General features: G+C 70.2%; 18 protein-coding genes. 9 read left to right on the top strand and 9 right to left on the bottom strand.

Annotated elements, in window-relative coordinates:
* Positions 1 to 6: 6 nt before the first annotated feature.
* The 4 genes from LE548_RS14000 to glnA form a co-directional block, all read right to left on the bottom strand.
* Positions 7 to 981 (bottom strand): antibiotic biosynthesis monooxygenase, encoded by a 975-nt coding sequence (locus LE548_RS14000; RefSeq protein WP_225097124.1) that lies wholly within the window; start codon positions 979 to 981, stop codon positions 7 to 9.
* Complete coding sequence (locus tag LE548_RS13995; RefSeq protein ID WP_225097123.1) at positions 978 to 3704, bottom strand: molybdopterin-dependent oxidoreductase; 2727 nt, start codon at positions 3702 to 3704, stop codon at positions 978 to 980. The genes LE548_RS14000 and LE548_RS13995 overlap by 4 nt, the downstream gene beginning before the upstream one ends.
* A complete protein-coding gene (locus LE548_RS13990; protein WP_225097122.1) occupies positions 3701 to 4528 on the bottom strand; it encodes a xanthine dehydrogenase family protein subunit M in 828 nt (275 codons plus the stop codon). The genes LE548_RS13995 and LE548_RS13990 overlap by 4 nt, the downstream gene beginning before the upstream one ends.
* A 357-nt stretch (positions 4529 to 4885) precedes the next feature.
* Entirely contained in the window at positions 4886 to 6247 is a 1362-nt protein-coding gene (gene glnA, locus LE548_RS13985; protein WP_225097121.1) for a type I glutamate--ammonia ligase, read from the bottom strand.
* A 306-nt stretch (positions 6248 to 6553) separates the two neighbouring features.
* On the opposite strand from glnA, the gene LE548_RS13980 reads away from it, so the two are divergent.
* A complete protein-coding gene (locus LE548_RS13980; protein WP_374116087.1) occupies positions 6554 to 7744 on the top strand; it encodes a globin domain-containing protein in 1191 nt (396 codons plus the stop codon).
* 14 nt (positions 7745 to 7758) lie between these two features.
* Here the strand turns inward: LE548_RS13980 and LE548_RS13975 are convergent, their stop codons facing one another.
* The gene (locus LE548_RS13975) at positions 7759 to 8193 is read right to left on the bottom strand and encodes an Rrf2 family transcriptional regulator (RefSeq protein ID WP_225097120.1); all 435 of its coding nucleotides are present in this window, start codon (positions 8191 to 8193) and stop codon (positions 7759 to 7761) included.
* Positions 8194 to 8348: 155 nt separating this feature from the next.
* Here LE548_RS13975 and LE548_RS13970 point away from each other — a divergent pair, with 155 nt between their 5' ends.
* The 5 genes from LE548_RS13970 (at position 8349) to LE548_RS13950 (ending at position 13415) form a co-directional block, all read left to right on the top strand.
* Entirely contained in the window at positions 8349 to 9053 is a 705-nt protein-coding gene (locus LE548_RS13970) for a DUF3105 domain-containing protein (protein ID WP_225097119.1), read from the top strand.
* Positions 9053 to 9685: a DUF305 domain-containing protein gene (locus tag LE548_RS13965; RefSeq protein WP_225097118.1), complete on the top strand. Its 633-nt coding sequence runs from the start codon at positions 9053 to 9055 to the stop codon at positions 9683 to 9685. The genes LE548_RS13970 and LE548_RS13965 overlap by 1 nt, the downstream gene beginning before the upstream one ends.
* A gap of 259 nt (positions 9686 to 9944) precedes the next feature.
* Positions 9945 to 11882, top strand: a complete 1938-nt coding sequence (locus LE548_RS13960) for a protease pro-enzyme activation domain-containing protein (protein ID WP_225097117.1) — start codon at positions 9945 to 9947, stop codon at positions 11880 to 11882.
* A 368-nt stretch (positions 11883 to 12250) separates the two neighbouring features.
* The gene (locus LE548_RS13955) at positions 12251 to 12766 is read left to right on the top strand and encodes a hypothetical protein (protein WP_225097116.1); all 516 of its coding nucleotides are present in this window, start codon (positions 12251 to 12253) and stop codon (positions 12764 to 12766) included.
* A gap of 211 nt (positions 12767 to 12977) precedes the next feature.
* Positions 12978 to 13415 carry a hypothetical protein gene (locus LE548_RS13950; RefSeq protein ID WP_225097115.1) on the top strand — a complete coding sequence of 146 codons (438 nt, stop codon included), beginning with the start codon at positions 12978 to 12980 and terminating at the stop codon, positions 13413 to 13415.
* 23 nt (positions 13416 to 13438) lie between these two features.
* Here LE548_RS13950 and LE548_RS13945 read toward each other — a convergent pair whose 3' ends face one another.
* The 4 genes from LE548_RS13945 to LE548_RS13930 all read right to left on the bottom strand — a co-directional run bounded on the left by LE548_RS13945 (position 13439) and on the right by LE548_RS13930 (position 18345).
* Positions 13439 to 14656, bottom strand: a complete 1218-nt coding sequence (locus tag LE548_RS13945; protein ID WP_225097114.1) for an MFS transporter — start codon at positions 14654 to 14656, stop codon at positions 13439 to 13441.
* Positions 14657 to 14752: 96 nt separating this feature from the next.
* Positions 14753 to 15802: an endonuclease/exonuclease/phosphatase family protein gene (locus LE548_RS13940; RefSeq protein WP_225097113.1), complete on the bottom strand. Its 1050-nt coding sequence runs from the start codon at positions 15800 to 15802 to the stop codon at positions 14753 to 14755.
* A 187-nt stretch (positions 15803 to 15989) separates the two neighbouring features.
* Positions 15990 to 16526, bottom strand: a complete 537-nt coding sequence (locus LE548_RS13935; RefSeq protein WP_263636089.1) for a TetR/AcrR family transcriptional regulator — start codon at positions 16524 to 16526, stop codon at positions 15990 to 15992.
* A gap of 232 nt (positions 16527 to 16758) precedes the next feature.
* Positions 16759 to 18345 carry an MFS transporter gene (locus LE548_RS13930; RefSeq protein WP_225097112.1) on the bottom strand — a complete coding sequence of 529 codons (1587 nt, stop codon included), beginning with the start codon at positions 18343 to 18345 and terminating at the stop codon, positions 16759 to 16761.
* 200 nt (positions 18346 to 18545) lie between these two features.
* Between LE548_RS13930 and panB the strand changes: the two genes are divergently transcribed.
* The 3 genes from panB (at position 18546) to LE548_RS13915 (ending at position 21525) form a co-directional block, all read left to right on the top strand.
* Positions 18546 to 19412 (top strand): 3-methyl-2-oxobutanoate hydroxymethyltransferase, encoded by an 867-nt coding sequence (gene panB / locus LE548_RS13925; RefSeq protein WP_225097111.1) that lies wholly within the window; start codon positions 18546 to 18548, stop codon positions 19410 to 19412.
* Positions 19413 to 19678: 266 nt separating this feature from the next.
* Positions 19679 to 20704 (top strand): ATP-binding cassette domain-containing protein, encoded by a 1026-nt coding sequence (locus tag LE548_RS13920; protein WP_225097110.1) that lies wholly within the window; start codon positions 19679 to 19681, stop codon positions 20702 to 20704.
* Positions 20701 to 21525 (top strand): ABC transporter permease, encoded by an 825-nt coding sequence (locus LE548_RS13915; protein ID WP_225097109.1) that lies wholly within the window; start codon positions 20701 to 20703, stop codon positions 21523 to 21525. Before LE548_RS13920 ends, LE548_RS13915 begins: the two co-directional genes overlap by 4 nt.
* Positions 21526 to 21533 lie beyond the last annotated feature (8 nt).

Here is a 21533-nt window from a genome sequence, read left to right as displayed (position 1 = left end):
GGCCGGTCAGGGCAGCGTCCAGAATCTGACCGTGACCAGATAGAAGACGGCGGCCCAGAAGGCCATCGCCACCGCCACGACACCCAGGCCACGGACGTTGGTTCTGACCGCCGCCGCGGCCGGGGGCGGGCGCAGCCAACGGCCGAGCAGCGGGTTCACGTAGTAGGGCATCGTGAGGAAGCTCATGAGGAAGCTCGACAGCAGGTTGCCCACCAGCAGGCCGATCCAGAGCGGCAGGTGCAGCGGGAACAGGGCGAGCGTCAGGAGTACGACGGTCGGGTAGAGGCCGACCCAGACGGCGAGCGAGGTCTTCGTCCCGGAGGGCGGCGGCGGTGTCTCCTTGCCGTCGCCCTCGAAGGCGAACCAGCTGCCGAACGAGTTGTCGATCGTGCGCAGTCTGAAGTCGTTGAACTTCTCGCCCTCGGCCAGGACCTTCTGCCGTTGGGGCGACGTCAGCCAGGCGTCGAGGTGCTCGGCGCTGTCGTAGCGGTACAGGGTGGTCCATTCCTCCTGGAGGCCCTCGATGGGGCGGAAGAGCTCGGTCCCGCGGAACCCTTCGAACTTGCTCTCCTCCTCCATCATGTGGTGCTGCCAGTCGAGGAAGTCGTCGACATGCTTCGGAGCGACGCGGTGAGTGACCACCACGGTCACGAGGGGGTCGAGTGTCCGGGTGCCGCTGCTGACCACCTGCTGGGTCGCCGGACCGTCGAAGTACTGGGCGCCGGCGTCGAGATACGTCTGCCGGGTCGCGCTGTTGATCCACGTCTGGAGATGCGCCACGGAGTCGAAGCGGTACACGACCACCCAGTCGGGTTGCAGCGGTGTCGGCGGGGAGGTCTCGGCGCCGAGGAAGCCCGGGTAGTAGGAGGCCGCGGTGTTGAGGTCCTGCTGCCAGGAGGCGAATTCCTGTTCCCTCCCGGGCAGGACCTTCTGGCCGATGATCGCCGTGGCCGCGGCGGCCACGTTCTTTTCGGTGTTCATGGTGTTCGACCTGCCGACACCGACTGCTGTGCCTGGAGTCGGCCGTAGATCCGTTCCGGAGTCAGCGGCAGCGCACGGTAGCGGACGCCGGTGGCGTCATGGACCGCGTTCGCCAGTGCGGGGGCGACCGGGTTGATGCAGCACTCCGCCATGCCCTTCGCGTGCAGGGGCCCCACCGAGTCCGCCGAGCCGGCCAGGAGGACCTCGGTGCGGGGGACGTCCGCGTAGGTGGGGATGCGGTAGTTGCGCAGGCTGGGGTTGGTCATGACGCCGTTGTCGTCGAGGTGGTGGTTCTCGGTCAGCGCGAAGCCGATCCCCTGGGCGACACCGCCCTCCACCTGTCCCCGGACCTGCGCGGGGTTGATGACCACGCCGACGTCGGCCGCCTGCACGCTGTACAGGATGCGTATCTCACCCGTCACCCGGTGCACGGCGACCCGGAACCCCTGGGTGTTGGAGGTGACGCTCCGGGGCGAGCCGTAGGCCTTGCGGGCGGCGGTGAACCGGATGCCACGGGCCCGGGCCACCGCGACGAGCTCGGCCAGTGACACCCGCCGGTCCCCGCAGACGACTCCGTCGTCGTCCATGGAGCACAGCACGACGTGCACGCCGGTGTGCGCCGCGGCGAACTCCAGGATGCGGTCGCGTACGGCACCGGCCGCGCGCAGGACGGCGTTGCCGGCCACGGAGAGGCCCGCGCTCGCGAAGGCACCGGTGTCGAATCCGTTGCGGTCGGTGTCGGACTGCACCAGGCGGATCCGCGACGGTGTCGTGCGCAGCTGGCTGGCCGCGATCTGGACATGGGCCGTGGAGGTGCCCTCCCCGAACTCGGGCGTGCCGACGGCCAGTTCGTAGACGAGGTCGTCACCGAGCGTGACCCAGGCCTCGGAGAGGTGCTCGGTCGGGGGTGCGGTCTCGTGCAGGGAGCTCGCCACGCCGGTCCCGAGGAGCCACTCGGGGCCGGGCGGCGGCTGGTCGGCCGTGCGGGTCAGGGCGTCGCCCACCAGATCGATGCACTTCGCGAGGCCGTCCTCGGTGAAGACCACGTCGTCGGGGCCGTCGTGCAGGGCGACCAGGGGCTCGCCCGGCCGCACGATGTTGCGCCGGCGCAGTTCGAGCGGGTCGAGGTGCAGGGCGCGGGCCAGTTCGTCCATCGCCGACTCGACCGCGAACGCCGGCTGGGTCATCCCGTAGCCGCGCAGGGCGCCGCTCGGCACGGTGTTCGTGTAGACGGAGTAGGCGTCGTACCTCTTGTTGGGGCAGCGGTAGATCATGACGGCGGCGCCGCCCGCGTACAGCGTTTCGCCGCCGTGGTTGCCGTAGGCGCCCGTGTTGGAGACGTTGCGCACCTGGAAGGCGGTGAGTGTGCCGTCCGCCTTCGCGCCGAGTTTGACCGTCAGGGTCATCGGGTGCCGCGGCGAGGCCGTGGTGAACTCCTCCTCGCGGGTGTACTCGAAGCAGGTGGGCCGCCCGGTGTCCAGGGTGGCGAGCGCGACCAGGTCCTCCGTGAGCACCTCCTGTTTGCCGCCGAACGCGCCGCCTACGCGCTTGCAGAACACCCGGATCTGGTCCGGGCGCAGCGCGAACAGGTACTCCAGTTTGACCTTGGCGATCGACGGCGACTGCGAACTGGTGCGGACGTTCAGCCGGCCGTCCTCCATCCAGGCGATCGAGCCATGGGTCTCCAGATGTGCGTGCTGCACCCGCGGGGAGAAGTACGTGCCCTCGTGGATCACGTCGGCCTGGGCGAATCCCGTGTCGACGTCGCCGATGTGGGAGTGGAGTTCGAGCAGGATGTTGCGGACGGGGTCGCGGATGAACGGGTCGTGCGCGCCGTGCAGTTGGGGGGCGCCGTCGGCCATCGCCTCCTCGGGGTCGAACACCGCCGGCAGCACCTCGTACTCGACGGCCAGGCGTCGGCAGCCCTCCTCCGCCGCCCCGACCGTGTCGGCCAGGACCGCGGCCACCCGCTGGCCGGCGAAGCGGACGATGTCGTCGAGGACGAAGGTGTCGTCCGGGTCGACCAGGTGGTCGGTGTGGATCGCCGTGGTGAAGCGTTTGCGGGGTACGTCCTGCCAGGTGTAGACCCGGTGCACGCCGGGCACCGCGAGTGCGGCGCTCTTGTCGACCGAGAGGATCCGGGCGTGCGCGTGGGGTGAGTGCAGCACCTTGAGGTGCAGCAGGCCGTCGATGTGCGTGTCCATCGTGAACTCCGCGTGGCCGGTGACCACGTCGTGGCCCGCGGGCGCGCCGACGCTCGTCCCGACGGCCTTGCCGGGTGCGGCCGTCTCCACCGCGCGGACGCCCTTCACGGCGTCCTCGATGGCCCGGTAGCCGGTGCAGCGGCAGAGGTTGCCCTTCAACGCCCGGGGCAGATCCGCCTTCTGTTCCTCGGTGAACGTCGCCGACGTCATGATCATCCCGGCGGTGCAGAAGCCGCACTGGAATCCCGGGGCGTCCTCGAACTGCCGCTGCATGGGATGCGGGGCGCCGGGTCGTCCGAGGCCCTCGATGGTGGTCACCTCCCGGCCGCTCGCGCGGAACGCGGGGGTGATGCAGCTGTGTACGGGTTCGCCGTCCAGCCATACCGTGCAGGCGCCGCAGTCGCCCGCGTCGCACCCCTTCTTGACGCCGAAGTGGCCGAGTTCGCGCAGGAAGGTGCGCAGGCACTGGCCGGGGGCCGGTTCCCGGTCGAATGTCCGGCCGTTCACGCGGCAGGTCATGGCAGGTCCCCAGCATTGAGTTCGCGGCGGATCTCTTCGGCGAAGTGGTGTGTCAGATGGCGGCGGTGGTCGGGGGTCCCGTTGGGATCGGCGAACCAGACGTCGGCCGGTACGGCGTCGATGCTCTGCCTCAGGGTCCGGGCATCGGGCAGGGAGGCGAAGGCGATGCGGACGGGCCGGGTGGTGCCGGCGGTGATGGTGAGCAACAGGTCGTCCCTGCCCCGTCGTTGGGTGCCGACGAGGAACACCGTCGAGCGGCCGAGCCGGGTCAGGCTGAAGCGGCGGTGCGCGGTGCGTTTCCGCAGCGCGTGCGCCGGAATGGTGATGCGCCGCAGTATCTCGCCGGGCCTGAGGATGTTGCGGTGGTCGCCCGTGACGAAATCGAGGGCGTCGACGAAGCGCTCGGAGCCGTCGGGAGCCCACAGTTCGTACTGCGCCTCCAGCGCCACGCTCAGCGTGATCATCGGGCCGGCGGGCAGGGACATGCAGATGTTGCCGCCGACGGTCGCCGCGTTCCAGACCTTGAACGAGGACAGGAACGCCTCGCAGGCTGCGTGGAAGAGGATTCCCGCCGTCCATTCCGCGGGCCAGGTGCGGGCGTACAGGTCGCGGATGGTGCAGGTGGCGCTGATCTCCAGGCCCTCGTCGCGCTGGACGAGGGGCTCCCAGGGCAGCGCCGTCAGGTCGATCAGCCGGCTCAGGTCAGGCTGCTCCACGGAATAGAGCCACGTCCCCCCGGCGAGCCAGGCGTCCCCCTCGTGCCAGTCCGTGCCGGGCCGTTCGGACGGCCGCCGGACTACTTCGGTGATGGTGTTGAGGTCCATGAGAACCGACCTGCGGAGAACCGGCCTACGGAAGACGACTGCCCCGTGGCGCTGTATGAGCTGATTTCCCGCTCACGGACATCCAGCCGATTCCCTCGCCGGATTCCGGGGGGACGGAGGCCACCACGGCCGGACCGTTCGGGGGCGGGACCGGCGGGGCCAGACACTTTTGTCACAGCCTATCGCAGCGCCCCGAGGGCGGCCCGGGGGACGAAGCCCGCGGGACGGACCCCGCCACCCGGAACAGCGTGGTCGAGAAGACCGACGGCCGCGCTCGGCCCGGCCGGCGGAGCTGCTGGCCAGCGCGTTCCAGCAGCTCCCGCAGATCGAGTGCCTGACGGCGCCCCGGCGGGGGCCCTACAGCACCGGCAGGTTCTTCCGCAGCTCGAAGGCCGTGACCTCGCTGCGGTACTCCTCCCACTCCTGCCGCTTGTTGCGCAGGAAGAAGTCGAAGACGTGCTCGCCGAGGGTCTCGGCGACCAGGTCGCTGCGTTCCATCAGGGTGAGGGCCTCGCCCAGGTTCTGGGGCAGGGGCTCGATGCCCATCGCGCGGCGCTCGGCGTCGGAGAGGGCCCAGACGTCGTCCTCGGCGCCGGGCGGGAGCTCGTAGCCCTCCTCGATGCCCTTCAGGCCGGCGGCCAGCAGGACGGCGTAGGCCAGGTAGGGGTTCGCGCCCGAGTCCAGGGAGCGGACCTCCACGCGCGCGGAGCCGGTCTTGCCGGGCTTGTACATGGGGACGCGGACGAGGGCCGATCGGTTGTTGTGGCCCCAGCAGATGTACGACGGGGCCTCGCCGCCGGCGCCCGCCGTGCGCTCGGAGCCGCCCCAGATGCGCTTGTAGGAGTTCACCCACTGGTTGGTGACCGCGGAGATCTCCGCCGCGTGCTTGAGCAGGCCCGCGATGAAGGAGCGGCCGACCTTGGAGAGCTGGTACTCGGCGCCCGACTCGTAGAACGCGTTCCGGTCGCCCTCGAAGAGGGAGAGGTGGGTGTGCATGCCGCTGCCGGGGTGCTCGGAGAAGGGCTTCGGCATGAAGGTCGCCTGCACGCCCTGCTCCAGCGCCACCTGCTTCATGACCAGGCGGAACGTCATGATGTTGTCGGCCGTCGACAGTGCGTCGGCGTAGCGCAGGTCGATCTCCTGCTGGCCCGGGGCGCCCTCGTGGTGGGAGAACTCCACCGAGATGCCCATCGACTCCAGCATGGTGATCGCCTGGCGGCGGAAGTCCATGCCGACGTTGGTCGGGGTGTGGTCGAAGTAACCCGAGTTGTCCGCCGGGGTCGGGCGGCTGCCGTCCATCGGGCGGTCCTTCAGCAGGAAGAACTCGATCTCCGGGTGGGTGTAGAAGGTGAAGCCCAGGTCGGAGGTGCGGGCCAGGGCACGCTTGAGGACGTAGCGCGGGTCCGCGAAGGACGGGGAGCCGTCCGGCATGAGGATGTCGCAGAACATGCGGGCGGTGCCGGGGGCCTCCGCACGCCAGGGCAGGACCTGGAAGGTGGACGGGTCCGGCTTGGCGATCATGTCGGACTCGTAGACCCGGGCGAAGCCCTCGATGGCCGAGCCGTCGAAGCCGATGCCCTCGTCGAAGGCCTGCTCCAGCTCGGCGGGGGCCACGGCGACGGACTTGAGGAAGCCCAGCACGTCCGTGAACCACAGGCGTACGAACCGGATGTCGCGCTCCTCCAACGTCCGGAGCACGAACTCCTGCTGCTTGTCCATCTTCCGCTTCCCCATCCTTGCTGGTCAGGCCGCCTGTCCCCGTGTCCCACGGGAGGCGGTCGGGCACCTGAGCATCACACCACAACACCGTTTCGAACGCGTTGCGGACCTTGATCGCCCGAGCGTCCCCCGCCTGAACGCCTCTCGTACGGCAGGTGTACCGCTCTGTCGCCCATCTTGCCTGCTCGCACCGACATCCGTAATGGCCGGTTCGCATCGCGGAGTGAGCGACACCACGGCTCGTTAATTTGCATCTCAGATGCAAGTTTTCATACGGTCCGAATCAGTCGAGCCAGGAGGAGATTCCTGATGCTGTCCGAGCAGTCAGCCGCCACCGTCCGCGCCACTCTGCCCGCCGTCGGCGGGGCGATCGGCGAGATCACCGAGCGCTTCTACGCCCGCCTCTTCGCCGCCCACCCCGACCTCCTGCGGGACCTCTTCAACCGCGGCAACCAGGCCTCCGGCGCCCAGAAGCAGGCTCTCGCCGGCTCCATCGCCGCCTTCGCGACGCATCTGCTGGAGCACCCGGACACCCGGCCCGACGCCATGCTCAGCCGCATCGCGCACAAGCACGCCTCCCTGGGCGTGGCCCCCGAGCACTACCCGGTGGTGCACGAGCACCTCTTCGCCGCCATCGCCGAGGTCCTCGGCGAGGCCGTCACCCCCGAGGTGGCCGCCGCCTGGACCGAGGTCTACTGGCTGATGGCGAACGCCCTCATCGCCGTCGAGAAGCGGCTGTACGAGGAGAGCGGCACGACGGTCCGGCGGTCGTGGGAGGTCGTGGAGCGCATCGAGGAGACGGCGGACGTCGTCACCTTCCGGCTGCGCCCGGCCGACGGCGGCCCGGTGCGCGGCTTCCGCGCCGGCCAGTACGTCTCCGTCCAGGTCGAGCTGGCCGACGGCGCCCGCCAGATACGGCAGTACAGCCTGTCCGGCGCCCCCGGCGAGTCGGTGCGCCAGTTCAGCGTCAAGCGCGTGAGCGGCGACGGCACCACGCCCGCGGGCGAGGTCTCGAACCACCTCCACGCGCGCGTGCGCGTCGGCGACGTCCTGGACCTGTCCGAGCCGTACGGCGACCTCGTCCTCGGCGACATCGCCGGCCGGCCGCTCCTGCTCGCCTCCGCCGGCATCGGCGTGACCCCGATGGTCGCGATGCTCGCCGCCCTGGCCACCGACGGCCACAGCGCCCCGGTCACGGTGGTCCACGGCGACCGCTCCCCCGCCGACCACGCCCTGCGCACCGACCACGAGGCCTGTGCCGAGAAGCTCCCGGACTCCTCCGTCCACTTCTTCTACGAGCGCGACGCGGAGCCCGGCACCCGCACCGGCCTGGTCGACCTCACCGGCATCGCCGTACCGACGGGCACGCGCGCGTACCTGTGCGGCCCCCTGCCCTTCATGCGCGCGGTCCGCACCCAGCTGATCGAGAAGGGCGTGACCCCGGCGGACATCCACTACGAGGTGTTCGGCCCGGACCTGTGGCTGGCGCGCGGCTGACCGGGTTCACCCGCTCAGTCGCGCCGGGAGATCCCCAGGAGCAACGGCCCCGTCGGCTCGGCGACGATCTCCCCGATCGTGATCGGGTCCAGGCTGGCGAAGAACGCCTCCTGGGCCCGCCGCAGCGCCCCCCTCAGACGGCAGCCGGACCGCAGCGGGCACGGCGTGGCCCCCTCGCAGTCGACCACGTCACCGTCGCCCTCGAAAACCCGCACCACCGCCCCCACCGACGCCGTACGGCCCGCCTCGGTGAGCGTGAGGCCGCCGCCCCGGCCGCGCCGGGCGTCGACCAGGCCCAGGTGCTGGAGCTCGGCGACGACCTTGGCGGCGTGGGTGTAAGGCACGTCCATGTCCGCCGCCACCTGGCGGGTGGTGGGCGTGGCGTCGGCGGCGACGGCGAGGCGCATCAGCATCCGCAGGGCCAGGTCGGTGGAGCGAAGGAGCCGCATACCGCGAGCGTAGGTAATACGCATCCCGGGTTCAAATTATCCCTTTGCCTGTCTGTTTGCTGTCCGTTCCTACGGCGCGGCAGCGGTTGCCGATTACGATCAGCGGGCCCCACCCACCCCGCCCGTCCCCTCTCCCTCAGAAGGACACAAGCCTCATGGGTTCCGCGAAGAACAGCAGCAGCGCGGCGCGCAAGGCGCGCATCGACGAGATGCGGCGCGCCGAGCGTGCCCGTGAGCGCCGCAACCGGGCGCTCACCATCGGCGCCTCCGTGGTGGTCGTCACCGGTCTCGTCGTCGGTGGTGTGGTCCTCGTGAACTCCCAGTCGGACAAGAAGTCGCTCACCGCGAGCGACTCCAAGAGCGGCTCCGACGGCGGCTCCAAGGGCGGTGGCCCCGCCGGGGACTCCGGGCACTTCACCACCGGCAAGGACGGTGTGCAGACCTGGTCCGGCACGCTGTCGCGCACGCATGTGACGACCAGGGTGTCGTACCCGATGCACCCCCCGGTCGGCGGGAACCACAACCCGGTCTGGGCGACCTGTGACGGTACCGTCTACACCAAGCCGCTCCAGGACGAGAACGCCGTGCACTCGCTGGAGCACGGCGCGGTCTGGGTGACGTACACCAGCAAGGCGAGCAAGGCCGACGTGGACCTGCTCGCGGCGAAGGTGAAGAAGACGCCGTACTCGATGATGAGCCCGTACGAGAACCAGGCCGCGCCGCTGATGCTGTCGGCCTGGGGCCGCCAGGTGGCGGTGAAGAGCGCGAGCGACCCCGAGGTGGACAAGTTCTTCACCGCCTACGTCGAGGGCCCGCAGACCCCGGAGCCGGGCGCCGCCTGCACCAGCGGGGCGATGTAGTGGGCCGGCGGCGCGTCGGCTGGGTGGCGGGCACGGCGGCGGCGGTGCTCGTCGCCGCCGGCGCGGTCACCTACGCGGTGGCCGAGGACTCCGGCGGACCGGACGCGAAGACACCGGCGGCGGAGTCGGCCGACGCCGGGTTCGCCCGGGACATGGCCGTGCACCACCAGCAGGCCGTCGAGATGTCGTACATCGTGCGCGACCGCACGACGGACCCGGACGTGCGGCGGCTCGCGTACGACATCGCGCAGACGCAGGCCAACCAGCGCGGCATGCTGCTGGGCTGGCTGGATCTGTGGGGGCTGCCGAAGGTGTCGGCGAAGCCGCCGATGGCCTGGATGGGCATGGGCGACATGCCCGAGCGCGGGGACGGCTCGCTGATGCCGGGCATGGCGACGAACACGGAGCTGAAGAAGCTCCAGTCGCTCAGCGGCAAGCAGGCCGAGGTCTTCTACCTCCAGTTGATGACGGACCATCACAAGGGCGGTATCCACATGGCCGAGGGGTGTGTGGCCAAGTGCACCGTCGCGGTGGAGAAGCGGCTCGCGCAGGGCATGGTCGACGCGCAGCAGTCGGAGCTCCAGGTGATGGCCGGGATGCTCAAGGAGCGGGGAGCGAAGCCACGTTCGTGAACGGAGTGAAAGCGCGTTCGTGAACAGTGGACGATCTGTTCCGTTACTCAGCCGTAAGGATAAATAGGCCCAAATCGCCCTACCTGACGGTTACTTGAGCTTCTCTTGACCTTTCCGTTCCCCTGACATGAACGGTTCATCGGACAAAGTAACCCCCATCGTGTGATCCATACGGTCGGCCGAACCGCCGCGGGCCGGCACGCGGACCGCATGACGAATCGACCACTACATGCATGCGAACCGCATCGCAGGGGGTTCTATGAGATCCAACCGCGCCAAGCTGCGCGCCGTGAGCATGGCAGCGACACTGCCCATGGTCGCCGGCGCGCTGGCGCTGGGCATACCCGCGGCACACGCCGCGGACAGCCCTGCTCGTCAGGCACTGAACGGCACCAAGCCGCTGTGGGCCACGGCCAAGGCGGACAAGGGAGCCACCGCGGACAGCGCCGCGGTGAACGCCCGGGTCTACCTGGCCGGGCGGGACGCGGCGGGCCTCGCCGCCTACGCCAAGGCGGTGTCCGACCCGAGCTCGCCGCACTACGGCAAGTACCTGAGCGCGAAGACCGCGCAGGCCCGCTTCGGGGCCACCAAGGCCCAGGTGGACGCCGTCAAGTCCTGGCTGACGTCGGCCGGACTGAAGGTCACCTCGGTCACCCAGCACTACGTCGCCGTCTCCGGTGACGTCGCCGCCGCCGAGAAGGCGTTCGGCACCAAGCTGCACAACTACGCCAAGGGCTCGGCGACTTACCGCGCCCCGGCGCAGACGGCCTCCGTCCCGGCCGCCCTGCGGGGTGCCGTCCTGACCGTCACCGGCCTGGACAACGCCCCGCACAAGGCGAACCACGACGACCAGCTGCCGGCGCCGGACGCCGTGTTCAGGAACTCGGGCCCGTTCTCGACGTACTTCGGCTCGAACATCGCGACCACGCTGCCGGACGCGTACGGCGGCAAGATCCCGTACGCGATCAAGGGCTACACCGGCAAGCAGCTGCGCGCGGCGTACGGCGCCGGCAAGTACACCGGCAAGGGTGTCCGCGTCGCCATCACCGACGCCTACGCCTCGCCGACCATCGCCTTCGACGCCGGCACGTACGCGCTGAAGAACGGTGACGCGGCCTGGAAGACCAGCCAGCTGCACCAGGTCCTGCCGAACAACTGGACCAGGACCAAGGAGTGCAAGGCCGCCGGCTGGTACGGCGAGGAGACCCTCGACGTCGAGGCCGTGCACGCGGTCGCGCCGGACGCGGACGTCACCTACGTGGGCGCCGCCTCCTGCTACGACGACGACCTGCTCGACTCGCTCAGCAAGGTCGTGGACAACCACCTGGCCGACATCGTCTCCAACTCCTGGGGCGACGTGGAGTCCAGCCAGACTCCGGACCTGGCCGCGGCCTACGACCAGGTCTTCCAGCTGGGCGCGGTGCAGGGCATCGGCTTCTACTTCTCCTCCGGCGACAACGGTGACGAGGTCGCCAACACCGGTACGAAGCAGGTCGACACCCCGGCCAACTCGGCCTGGGTGACCGCGGTCGGCGGTACGTCCCTGGCGGTCGGCAAGGGCGACAAGTACCTGTGGGAGACCGGCTGGGGCACCGAGAAGGCGACCCTGGCGGCGGACGGCAAGAGCTGGACGAACTTCCCCGGCGCGTTCACCTCGGGCGCGGGCGGCGGCACCAGCAAGACGGTCGCCGAGCCGTACTACCAGAAGGGCGTCGTCCCGGACGCGCTGTCGCAGGCGAACAACGCCTCCGGCAACCGTGTCGTCCCGGACATCGCGGCCATCGCCGACCCGAACACCGGCTTCCTGGTCGGCCAGACGCAGACCTTCCCGGACGGCTCGCAGCAGTACAGCGAGTACCGCATCGGCGGCACGTCGCTGGCCGCGCCGACCATCGCGGCCATCCAGGCCCTGGCCCAGGAGGCCCGCGGCGGCAAGGCGATCGGCTTCGCCAACCCGACGATCTACGCCGACTACAAGAAGGGCGTCTTCCACGACGTCACGGACAACCCGACGGGCTCCGGCCTGGCGGTCGCCCGCGTGGACTTCGCCAACGGCCTGGACGCCTCCGGCGGCCTGCTGTACTCGGCCCGCAGCCTCGGCAAGGACAGCTCCCTGTCCGCGGTGAAGGGCTACGACGACGTGACGGGCGTGGGCACGCCCGCGAACGGCTACGTGCAGTCGTACGCGAAGCACTGACGCACTGACGCTCCGCTGAGGAGCGGGGGGCGTGGGGTCCTGGTGGACCTCACGCCCCCCTTTTTGTTTTTACGCGCCCGCCTAACACGACGCACCGCGTCACATCCGCAGCGACACGCCGTGCCGATCTGCGGTGAGCGGACGTCAGAAGATCACTCCGACGGCGTAAAAGTACGTCAATCGTTCTTTTTTCTTGGTCAGTTGAGACGGGCGTCAGCGCCCCGGAGAGGCGGCACCCGAGGTCACAAATACCCTGATCGGCCCTCACGTCGACTTTCCGGTATGACTGATATGACCGCGATGGGTATGTTCGTTCCCGAGCCGGCTGACGGGCCGGCACCTCGGAGATACGAGACAGGAGAAGCGACATGAAGCTCGCACGATCCACCATGGTGACCGCCGCCGTCGGGGCCGCCGCAGCTCTTGCCGCGACCGGCATCACGTACGCCTCGGCTGCTTCCGCTCCGGTTCCTCAGGCGGCTCCGGCGGCGGCCGTCGCCGCGCCGCAGGGCGGCGACTCCGGCAACGGCAACGAGAACTGGGGCAAGGGCAACGAGGGCCGGGGCAACGAGGGCCGGGGAGAGGAGGGCCGGGGCCGCCGGCACGAGGGCCGGATCGAGATCAACGAGCGCTCGTACTCCCCCCACCCGGGTGGCTGCATCACCGTCGTCAGCGGCCTGGGTGCCAAGACCCTGAACATCCGCAACGACAGCCACAAGACCGTCGAGGTCTTCCGCGGAGCGGTCTGCGACAACGGCGCCCCCATCGCCACCGTCGGCCCCCACAGCTCCAGCTTCGGCGTGCACGCGTGCCCCCCCGAGGGCGTCAAGGTCGAGGACGGCGTGCTGGCCAGCTTCCGCGTGGTCAAGGGCCACGAGGCCTAATCCAGAACCGACTGCATCATGTGGAGCCCCGGCCCGCCGGAATCGGGCCGGGGCTCCTGTCCCCGTCATTGTCAGGCAACCCCGCGCCGCGCACACCCCGGCCCTGGGCCGAACACGAGGCGCCCAGCGCCTCCCGTGGGCGCGCGCACCGGCCGCGCCGGGGTTGTCCGAGACACCGAGACGACACACCGCAGGGTGAGCGAGGTGAGCCATGCGCCTGGTGGAGGACGCGAGCGACGAGACCTACGTCCTGGACATCCGTGACATCAGGTTGACCCCCGCACTGCCGTGGCTAGGGCGCCAGGTCCGCTGGGAGATCGACGGTCATCTCAAGGAGACCGTCGACCTGACCCGGGTCACCTGCAGTGTGGTCATGAAGTTCGGCCCGGTGAAGATGCTGGACAGAAGCTACCGGCTGCCCGATCTGCTGGCGGGCCTGGGCGCGAGACTGTCGGGCGACCCCAGACCGCCCGCCGGCCCGTGGCGGCAGGCATGGAACCTCCAGCTTCCCGAGACGGTGCCGGTGGCCCAGCACCGGATCCGCCTGCGGGCCAGGACGGGAAACGGCAAGAACTTCCTGGCCCTGGACATCCCGCTGGACTTCAGCCACAGATTCCGGCCGGCCGCGCTGGCCGCCTGCTACGGCTGACCACTGCACCGCTGACCGTGGGGTCAGCGGTGCAGCGCCGCCAGGTCCTCCGGCACGTGCGACGTGACGACGCGCCCCACCGACGGAGTCGCCCGCCGCCGGTCCACCGCGTACGCCACCCCCGCCACGCCCAGCCCCAGCACCGCCAGGGCCGCGCCGGCCAGGGCGGGCGACGTGGCGCCGAAGCCCGCCGCGAGGGCCAGGCCGCCGATCCAGGCGCCGCCGGCGTTGGCCAGGTTGAAGGCCGCCTGGTTGGCGGAGGAGGCCAGGGAGGGGGCCGCCGACGCCTTCTCCATGACCATCAGCTGGAGCGGCGAACCCGTGATGAACGCCGCCATACCGAGCAGGGTCACCGCCAGCGCCGCGCTCCACTCCGCCCGCATCAGCACCGGGAACAGCAGCAGCACGGCACCCAGTGAGGCCAGGCCGCCGAACAGCGTGCCCCGCAGCGAGTGGTCCGCGAGCCGGCCGCCCAGCAGGTTGCCCGCCGTCGCGCCCACGCCGAACAGGGCCAGGAGCAGGGTCACGCTGCCCTCCGCGTAACCCGCCGACTCCGTCAGCATCGGGGTGACGTAGCTGTAGGCCGCGAAGAGCGCGCCGAAGCCCGCCACCGTCGTACCGAGCGCGAGCCAGACCGGCAGGGACCTCAGCGCGGCCAGTTCGCCGCGCAGGCCGCCCGCCGACCCGGCGTGCGTCCTGTCGTGCGGGATCAGCAGTGCCAGCGACGCGATCGCCGCCAGGCCGATCACGCTCACGCCGAGGAAGGTCGCCCGCCAGCCCAGGTGCTGGCCCATCAGGGTCGCCACCGGCACGCCCGCGATGTTGGCGACGGTCAGGCCGAGGAACATCAGCGACACGGAGCGGGCCTTGCGCTCCGGCGGCACCATCGACGTGGCGACGACCGCGCCCACACCGAAGAAGGCGCCGTGCGGCAGGCCGCTGAGGAAGCGGGCGGCCAGCAGGGAGTCGTTGCCGGGGGCGAACGCCGACAGGGCGTTGCCCGCGACGAACAGCCCCATCAGGCCGATCAGGACCGTGCGGCGGGACATCCGCGCCGTCACGGCGGCCAGCAGGGGGGCGCCGATCACCACGCCCAGCGCGTACGCCGAGACCAGGTGACCGGCCGTGGGGATGGAGATGTGCAGGTCGTCCGCGACGTCGGGCAGCAGGCCCATCATCACGAACTCGGTGGTACCGATACCGAAAGCGCCGACGGCCAGAGCGAGCAGGGCCAGGGGCATGAAGGGCCTGTGCCTTTCGAAGTAAGAGAGCGGAGTTCCGTCACAGCTTATGTTCAGCTACGGAACAAAGCCTCTCAGGCCCAGTATTCCAGGGGGTTACGACGACGTGTCCAGCTGCACACGGGCCGCCACCGGGAGGTGGTCGCTGCCGGTGCGCGGCAGGGTCCAGGAGCTCCTGGGCTCGACGCCCTTGACCATGATCTGGTCGATCCGTGCCATCGGGAACGACGCCGGCCAGCTGAACCCGAAGCCGCTGCCCGCCGCGCCCTGCGTGGAGCGCATCTGGGAGGTGATCTCGTTGAGTGAACGGTCGTTCATCGTACCGTTCAGATCACCGAGCAGGACCACGCGCTTCAGCGGCTCGGCGGCGATCGCCTCGCCCAGCGCATCGGCGCTCTTGTCCCGCTGGCGGGCGGTGAAACCCGCCGCCATCTTCACCCGGACCGAGGGCATGTGCGCGACGTACACCGCGATCGGACCCTTGGGGGTCGCCACGGTGGCGCGCATCGCCCGCTCCCAGCCGAGCTTGATGTCGACGGCGTGCACGTCGCTCATCGGGTACCTGCTCCACAGCCCGACCGTGCCGACGACCGCGTGGTACCGGTACGTCGGCGCGAGCGCCTGCTCGTAGACGGGGACGGCGGGGTTCGGGATCTCCTCCAGGGCGAGCACGTCGGCGCCGGAGGAGGCGACCGCGCGGGCGGTCGCCGACGGGTCGGGGTTGTCGGCGTTGACGTTGTGGGTCGCCACCATCAGGTCGCCGCCCGTTCCCGTGCGGTCGAAGAGCAGGCCCCCGAAGAGGTTCAGCCACACGATCACCGGCAGGAGGATCGCGAGGAGCGCGGTCGCCGACTTCCGGATCAGGGCGCAGAGCAGCAGCAGCGGGACGGTCAGGCCCAGCCAGGGCAGGAAGGTCTCCGTGAGGCTGCCGAGGTTGCCCACCTGGTTGGGGATGCGCGAGTGCAGCAGCATCACCAGGGCCAGGAGGAGGGCGAGGACCGCCAGGACGATGCCCCGGCGCCAGATGCGCGGGTCGCCGCGCCAGCCGGAGAACAGGCGCTGTGCCAGGCGTCGGAGCCGGGATCCCGGTCGCTTCGGCCCCTTGCCGTCGCCCGTCGTCTCCGAAACGTACGCCTGCTGCGCCATACCGTCTGCCTCACTGCCTGCCGTGCACCGTCGTCCCCCCGTGCCGCTGTCGACCCTAGGGGATGATCGGCTCCGTTCCCGCCGTCCCATGACGGCCGTACGGAAGTCGAGGACGAACGGCGCGGGGCCGCGAGTTCCGTTCAGCGGTGCGACCCCTGAGGTCTGTGACGAAACCCGCACATGGATGCTACGAGGCTGTCGAGCTGACGGGTCGTAGGCAGGTGAGGACCGTGTCGACGATCTCCTCCGCGAGGCCCTCGGGCAGCTCGCCGTCGGGGCGCAGGATGCTGCGGACGAGCATGGGGCCGACGAACAGGTCGTTGGCCAGTTCCAGATCGATGTCCGGCCGGAGTTCGCCGCTGTCCCGCCCCCGGCGCAGCACCTCGATGACGAGGTCGCGGCGGGGGGCGATGACGCCGGCGTGGTACGCCGCCCAGACCTTGGGGCTGGATTTCATCTGGGCGTACACGTTGTGCAGGATCGCGGAGGAGCGGCTGGCGAGGCCGCGCACGCGCAGGGACTCCAGCAGGACGACGAGGTCGTCGCGCAGGCTGGTGCCGGGGAGTTCGGGGTCGGGGGGTTCGGCGGCGCGTACGACGTCGACGAACAGCTCCTCCTTGCCGCTCCAGCGGCGGTAGATGGTGGCCTTGCCGACGCCGGCCGTGCGTGCGACGCGCTCGATGGAGAGCTCGGCGAGGGGGACGCCGTCCTCCAGGAGCTTCATCACGCCTTCGAGGATGGCGCGTTCCACGGCCTCGCTGCGGGGCCTGCCCCGCACGGCACCGCAGGGTCGCGTCCGGCCGCCGACGCCGGTGTCGATGCTGGAGTCGGTGCCGGTGTCGGTGCCGGTGTCGGCAGGGGTCACGTCGTTTCCGTCCTCTCACTGTGCTGCGGCGATTGTGCCGCAGCACCCCTCCTTCCCCCCTCGACGACCGCTGGACGACCGCTGGTCCGGGTCAGTCTCCGACCGCGACCAACTCCGGCTCCTTCCGGTCCTCCTGACCCGCCGTCGGCCGGCCCGGCAGGAACAGGGCGGTCACCACGGCGCCGATCAGCGCGATGCCCGCACCGCACAGGGCGGTGACGTGCATGGCGTGCAGGAATGCGTGGTCGGCGGGGGCGACCAGGGCCTGGCCCCGCGGGCCGAGCTTGCCGGCGATGCCGAGGGTGGCCTCGATGGACTCACCGGCCTTGTCGCGCAGGGCGGGCGGCAGCAGGCCGAGCTTGTCCTCGACCCCGCTCCGGTACGACGCGGCGAGCACCGAGCCGAGCACGGCGATGCCGAGGGCGCCGCCGACCTGGCGGAAGGTGTTGCTCAGCGCGGAGGCGGAGCCGGCCTTCTCGCGGGGCAGGGCCTGCATGATGACGACCGAGGTCGGCGTCATGATGTGCGCCATACCGGTGCCCATGAGGAAGAACACGACCTCCAGCAGCCAGATGGGCGTGTCGGCCTCGAAGCCGGCGAACGCGGCGAGCGTCGCGGCGATCAGCACCATGCCGGCCGTGGTGGTGGCCCGGTTGCCGAACCGCGCGACGAGCAGCCGGGCGCGCGGCGCGAAGATCAGCTGCGCGGCGGCGAGCGGCAGCAGCAGCACGCCGGACTCCAGCGGCGAGTAGCCGCGCACGCTCTGGGTGTAGAAGACGCCGAAGAACGTGACGCCCATGAGCGCGAAGAACGAGAGCGCGATGGCGCCCATGGCGGCCGAGAAGATCTTGTTCTTGAAGTAGGTGACGTCCAGGGACGGGTGGTCGCTGCGCTTCTCGAAGACGACGAAGGCGACGAGGACGGCGAGACCGGCGCCGATGGTCGCCAGCACCTTCGTGTCCGTGAAGTCGGCCAGCTCGCCGCCCTTGATGACGCCGTAGACCAGCAGGACGAGACCGACGACGGACAGGAGCACGCCGACCGGATCGAGGCGGCCGGGCTTCGGGTCGCGGGAGTCGGGCACCAGCCAGGTCATCAGGATCAGCGCGACGATCACGATCGGCACGTTCACGAAGAAGACCGAGCCCCACCAGAAGTGGTCGAGCAGGGCGCCGCCGGTGATCGGCCCGACGGCGATGGCGAGGCCGACGCCGCCGGCCCAGATGCCGATGGCCTTGGGCTGCTCCTCGCGCTCGAAGACGTTCATCAGCACGGCGAGGGTGGAGGGCATGACGAAGGCGGCGCCGAGGGCCATCAGGGCACGGAAGGCGATCAGCTGGCCCGGGGAGCCGGACTCGGCGGCCAGGGCGGAGCCGATGCCGAACACGGCGATGCCGCTGATCAGCACCTTCTTGCGGCCGAGGCGGTCGCCGACGAGGCCGGCGGTGAAGAGCAGGCCGGCGAAGACGAGGGTGTAGGCGTTGATCGCCCACTCGATCTGGCCCTGACTGGCGCCGAGGCCGGTGGGCGCCGGGCTGGAGATGGTCTTGATCGCGACGTTCAGGATCGAGTTGTCGAGCACCACGATGAGCAGGCTCAGCATCAGCACACCGAGGATCGCCCACCGGCGCCGGTGCACCGCTTCCGGTATCCGGGAGGCAGGGACGGGACTTGTCATGTGTTCGAGGCTACGAGCATTTCGATACGGAACGGTCTCGTATCTATCTTCTTTACCAAGGCCTTACGTAGCGGGACCTGAAGCCGTTCTCGACGGGATCACAGGGGGTCCCCCTGGCCGTGCCCGGCACGAAGTGCCACCATGGAGACGATCCGGGGACGCCGTAAGGGCGCCACGAGATGACTGAAGGAGCCGTTGCAATGACGCAGCTTTCGGCTGCCCAGACGAGGCCCACCGACGGCAGCAAGGCGCTGTACGGGGGCAAGGGCACACGCCGTATCACTGTGCGCGACATCGCCCTCGCCAAGGAACGCGGCGAGAAGTGGCCCATGCTCACCGCCTACGACGCGATGACCGCGTCCGTCTTCGACGAGGCCGGGATCCCGGTGATCCTGGTCGGCGACTCGGCGGGCAACTGCCACCTCGGGTACGAGACGACCGTACCCGTCACGCTGGACGAGATGACCATGCTGTCCGCCGCCGTCGTGCGCGGCACGCAGCGCGCCCTGATCGTGGGCGACCTCCCCTTCGGCTCGTACCAGGAGGGCCCGGTGCAGGCGCTGCGCTCGGCGACCCGGCTGGTGAAGGAGGCCGGGGTCGGCGCGGTCAAGCTGGAGGGCGGCGAGCGCTCGCACGAGCAGATCCGGCTGCTGGTGGAGTCCGGCATCCCGGTGATGGCGCACATCGGGCTGACCCCGCAGTCCGTGAACGCGATGGGCTACCGCGTGCAGGGGCGCGGCGAGGAGGCGGCGCAGCAGCTGCTGCGGGACGCCAAGGCGGTGCAGGACGCGGGTGCGTTCGCCGTCGTGCTGGAGCTGGTTCCGGCGGAGCTGGCGGCCGAGGTGACGCGGGTGCTGCACATCCCGACGGTCGGTATCGGCGCCGGGCCCGAGACGGACGCGCAGGTCCTGGTCTGGACGGACATGCTGGGGCTGACCTCCGGGCGGGTCCCGAAGTTCGTCAAGAAGTACGCCGATCTGCGTGAGGTCATGTCGAGCGCGGTGAAGGAGTTCGCGGAGGACGTCGTCGGCGGAACGTTCCCGCTGGAGGAGCACTCCGTCCACTAGGCGTTGCCACTGAGCCACTGCGGAAACACCCCGGCAGCCCCGCTGATCTTCCCCCGTCAGCGGGGCTGCCCCCTTGTGGTGGGCTGGTCATCCTGGGGGCTCCGCCCCCAGACCCCCGGCCTATGCCCACCCGCCACCCGACTCGGTCGGCAGAGAGGGTGCCGTCAGAGGTCTGTCGGTGGTCGTCGGCAGCTTGTCGGTGGATTGTCGGTGGCTGTCGGTGGGATGTCGGTGGTTTGTCGGCAGACGCTGGCACCGTCTCCGTCATGACACGAATCGATGACAACCCCGTCGGCGAGAGCCGTGCAGTGACGGTGCGGGGGCTGGTCAAGCACTACGGCGAGACCAAGGCGCTGGACGGTGTCGACCTGGATGTGCGCGAGGGCACCGTGATGGGCGTGCTCGGGCCGAACGGCGCCGGCAAGACCACCCTCGTACGGATCCTGTCCACCCTGATCACCCCCGACGCCGGCCGGGCCACCGTGGCCGGCTACGACGTCGTACGGCAGCCCCGGCAGCTGCGCCGGGTCATAGGGCTCACCGGGCAGTACGCCTCCGTCGACGAGAAGCTGCCCGGCTGGGAGAACCTGTACATGATCGGGCGGCTGCTCGACCTCCCCCGCAAGGACGCCCGCGCACGGGCCGACGAGCTGCTGGAGCGGTTCTCCCTCACCGAGGCGGCCAAGCGGCCGGCGAGCACGTACTCCGGCGGTATGCGACGGCGGCTGGACCTCGCCGCGTCCATGATCGGCCGGCCGGCCGTCCTCTACCTCGACGAGCCGACCACCGGGCTGGACCCCCGCACCCGCAACGAGGTGTGGGACGAGGTCAAGGCCATGGTCGGCGACGGCGTCACCGTGCTGCTCACCACCCAGTACATGGAGGAGGCCGAACAGCTGGCCTCCGAGCTGACCGTGGTGGACCGGGGCAAGGTCATCGCGGGCGGCGGGATCGAGGAGCTGAAGGCCAAGGTCGGCGGTCGTACGCTGCGCGTGCGGCCCCTCGACCCGGCCGAGCTGCGGCCGCTCGCCGCCATGCTGGACGAGCTCGGTATCACCGGGCTCGCCACCACCACCGTGGACCCCGAGACCAGCTCGCTGCTGGTGCCGGTCCTCAGCGACGAGCAGCTGACCGCCGTGGTCGGCGCGGTCACCGCGCGCGGCATCACGATCTCCTCCATCACCACCGAACTGCCCAGCCTGGACGAGGTGTTCCTGTCCCTCACCGGCCACCGTGCCGGCACCCCGCAGCAGACCACGCCCGCCGACGCCCGCGAGGAGGTCGCCGTATGAGTGCCACGACCATGACGATCCCCGTCACCACCGACGCCGACGTGCGGATCCCGCTGCGCGGGCATCTGCGGCACACCGGCGCGCTCATCCGCCGCAATCTGCTCTGGATCCGCCAGGACCCGGAGTCGATGTTCGACGCGCTGTTCATGCCGATCGTCTTCACGCTGCTGTTCGTGTACGTCTTCGGCGGCTCGATCGGCCAGGCGCTGGGCGGCGGCCAGGACCAGTACGTGCAGTACGTCATCCCCGGCATGCTGGCGATGATGAGCATGACCCTGTCCCAGGGGGTCGGCACCGGGTTCAGCCAGGACTTCAACAGCGGCGTGATGGACCGGTTCCGCACCCTGCCGATCGGACGCGGCTCGGTGCTGTTCGCGAAGATCGCCGTGGAGCTGGGGCGGATGCTGTTCGCCACGGTCATCCTGATGGTCGTCGCCGCCCTGGTGGGCTTCCACATCCACCACTGGGCCGGACTGTTCGCGACCGTGGGCCTGTCCGCGCTGTTCGCCTCCTCGATCATGTGGGTGTTCCTCACCCTCGGTGTGATGCTGAAGAACGCGCAGTCGGTGCAGGGCGTGGGCTTCCTCGTGCTGTTCCCGTTGCAGTTCGGCTCCTCGATCTTCGCGCCGACGAACTCGATGCCCGGCTGGCTGCGGCACTTCACCGACTACAACCCGCTGTCCACGCTCGCGGACGCGGCCCGCGGGCTGATGATCGGCGGCCCGGTGGCCCACGATCTGTGGGTGACCGTGGGCTGGTCGGTGGCGATCACGGCGGTCATGGGACCGATCGCCATCCACAAGTTCCGTACGAAGAGCTGACGTTCACG

The sequence above is a fragment of the Streptomyces sp. CoH27 genome, from assembly GCF_020181035.1.
GTDB classification, from domain to species: domain Bacteria; phylum Actinomycetota; class Actinomycetes; order Streptomycetales; family Streptomycetaceae; genus Streptomyces; species Streptomyces camelliae.
Note: the sequence above shows the minus strand (reverse complement) of the source record. Positions and strands in the feature narration are given on the sequence as shown.

What these genes read in the sequence shown, in the direction of transcription:
- LE548_RS13930 (WP_225097112.1), bottom strand. Translation starts at nt 18,345, where the DNA reads ATGACAAGTCCCGTCCCTGCCTCCCGGATACCGGAAGCGGTGCACCGG.
- LE548_RS13950 (WP_225097115.1), top strand. Translation starts at nt 12,978, where the DNA reads ATGCGCCTGGTGGAGGACGCGAGCGACGAGACCTACGTCCTGGACATC.
- LE548_RS13990 (WP_225097122.1), bottom strand. Translation starts at nt 4,528, where the DNA reads ATGGACCTCAACACCATCACCGAAGTAGTCCGGCGGCCGTCCGAACGG.
- LE548_RS14000 (WP_225097124.1), bottom strand. Translation starts at nt 981, where the DNA reads ATGAACACCGAAAAGAACGTGGCCGCCGCGGCCACGGCGATCATCGGC.
- LE548_RS13960 (WP_225097117.1), top strand. Translation starts at nt 9,945, where the DNA reads ATGAGATCCAACCGCGCCAAGCTGCGCGCCGTGAGCATGGCAGCGACA.
- LE548_RS13975 (WP_225097120.1), bottom strand. Translation starts at nt 8,193, where the DNA reads ATGCGGCTCCTTCGCTCCACCGACCTGGCCCTGCGGATGCTGATGCGC.
- LE548_RS13970 (WP_225097119.1), top strand. Translation starts at nt 8,349, where the DNA reads ATGGGTTCCGCGAAGAACAGCAGCAGCGCGGCGCGCAAGGCGCGCATC.
- LE548_RS13945 (WP_225097114.1), bottom strand. Translation starts at nt 14,656, where the DNA reads ATGCCCCTGGCCCTGCTCGCTCTGGCCGTCGGCGCTTTCGGTATCGGT.
- glnA (WP_225097121.1), bottom strand. Translation starts at nt 6,247, where the DNA reads ATGGACAAGCAGCAGGAGTTCGTGCTCCGGACGTTGGAGGAGCGCGAC.
- LE548_RS13915 (WP_225097109.1), top strand. Translation starts at nt 20,701, where the DNA reads ATGAGTGCCACGACCATGACGATCCCCGTCACCACCGACGCCGACGTG.
- LE548_RS13940 (WP_225097113.1), bottom strand. Translation starts at nt 15,802, where the DNA reads ATGGCGCAGCAGGCGTACGTTTCGGAGACGACGGGCGACGGCAAGGGG.
- LE548_RS13935 (WP_263636089.1), bottom strand. Translation starts at nt 16,526, where the DNA reads ATGAAGCTCCTGGAGGACGGCGTCCCCCTCGCCGAGCTCTCCATCGAG.
- LE548_RS13995 (WP_225097123.1), bottom strand. Translation starts at nt 3,704, where the DNA reads ATGACCTGCCGCGTGAACGGCCGGACATTCGACCGGGAACCGGCCCCC.
- LE548_RS13920 (WP_225097110.1), top strand. Translation starts at nt 19,679, where the DNA reads ATGACACGAATCGATGACAACCCCGTCGGCGAGAGCCGTGCAGTGACG.
- panB (WP_225097111.1), top strand. Translation starts at nt 18,546, where the DNA reads ATGACGCAGCTTTCGGCTGCCCAGACGAGGCCCACCGACGGCAGCAAG.
- LE548_RS13955 (WP_225097116.1), top strand. Translation starts at nt 12,251, where the DNA reads ATGAAGCTCGCACGATCCACCATGGTGACCGCCGCCGTCGGGGCCGCC.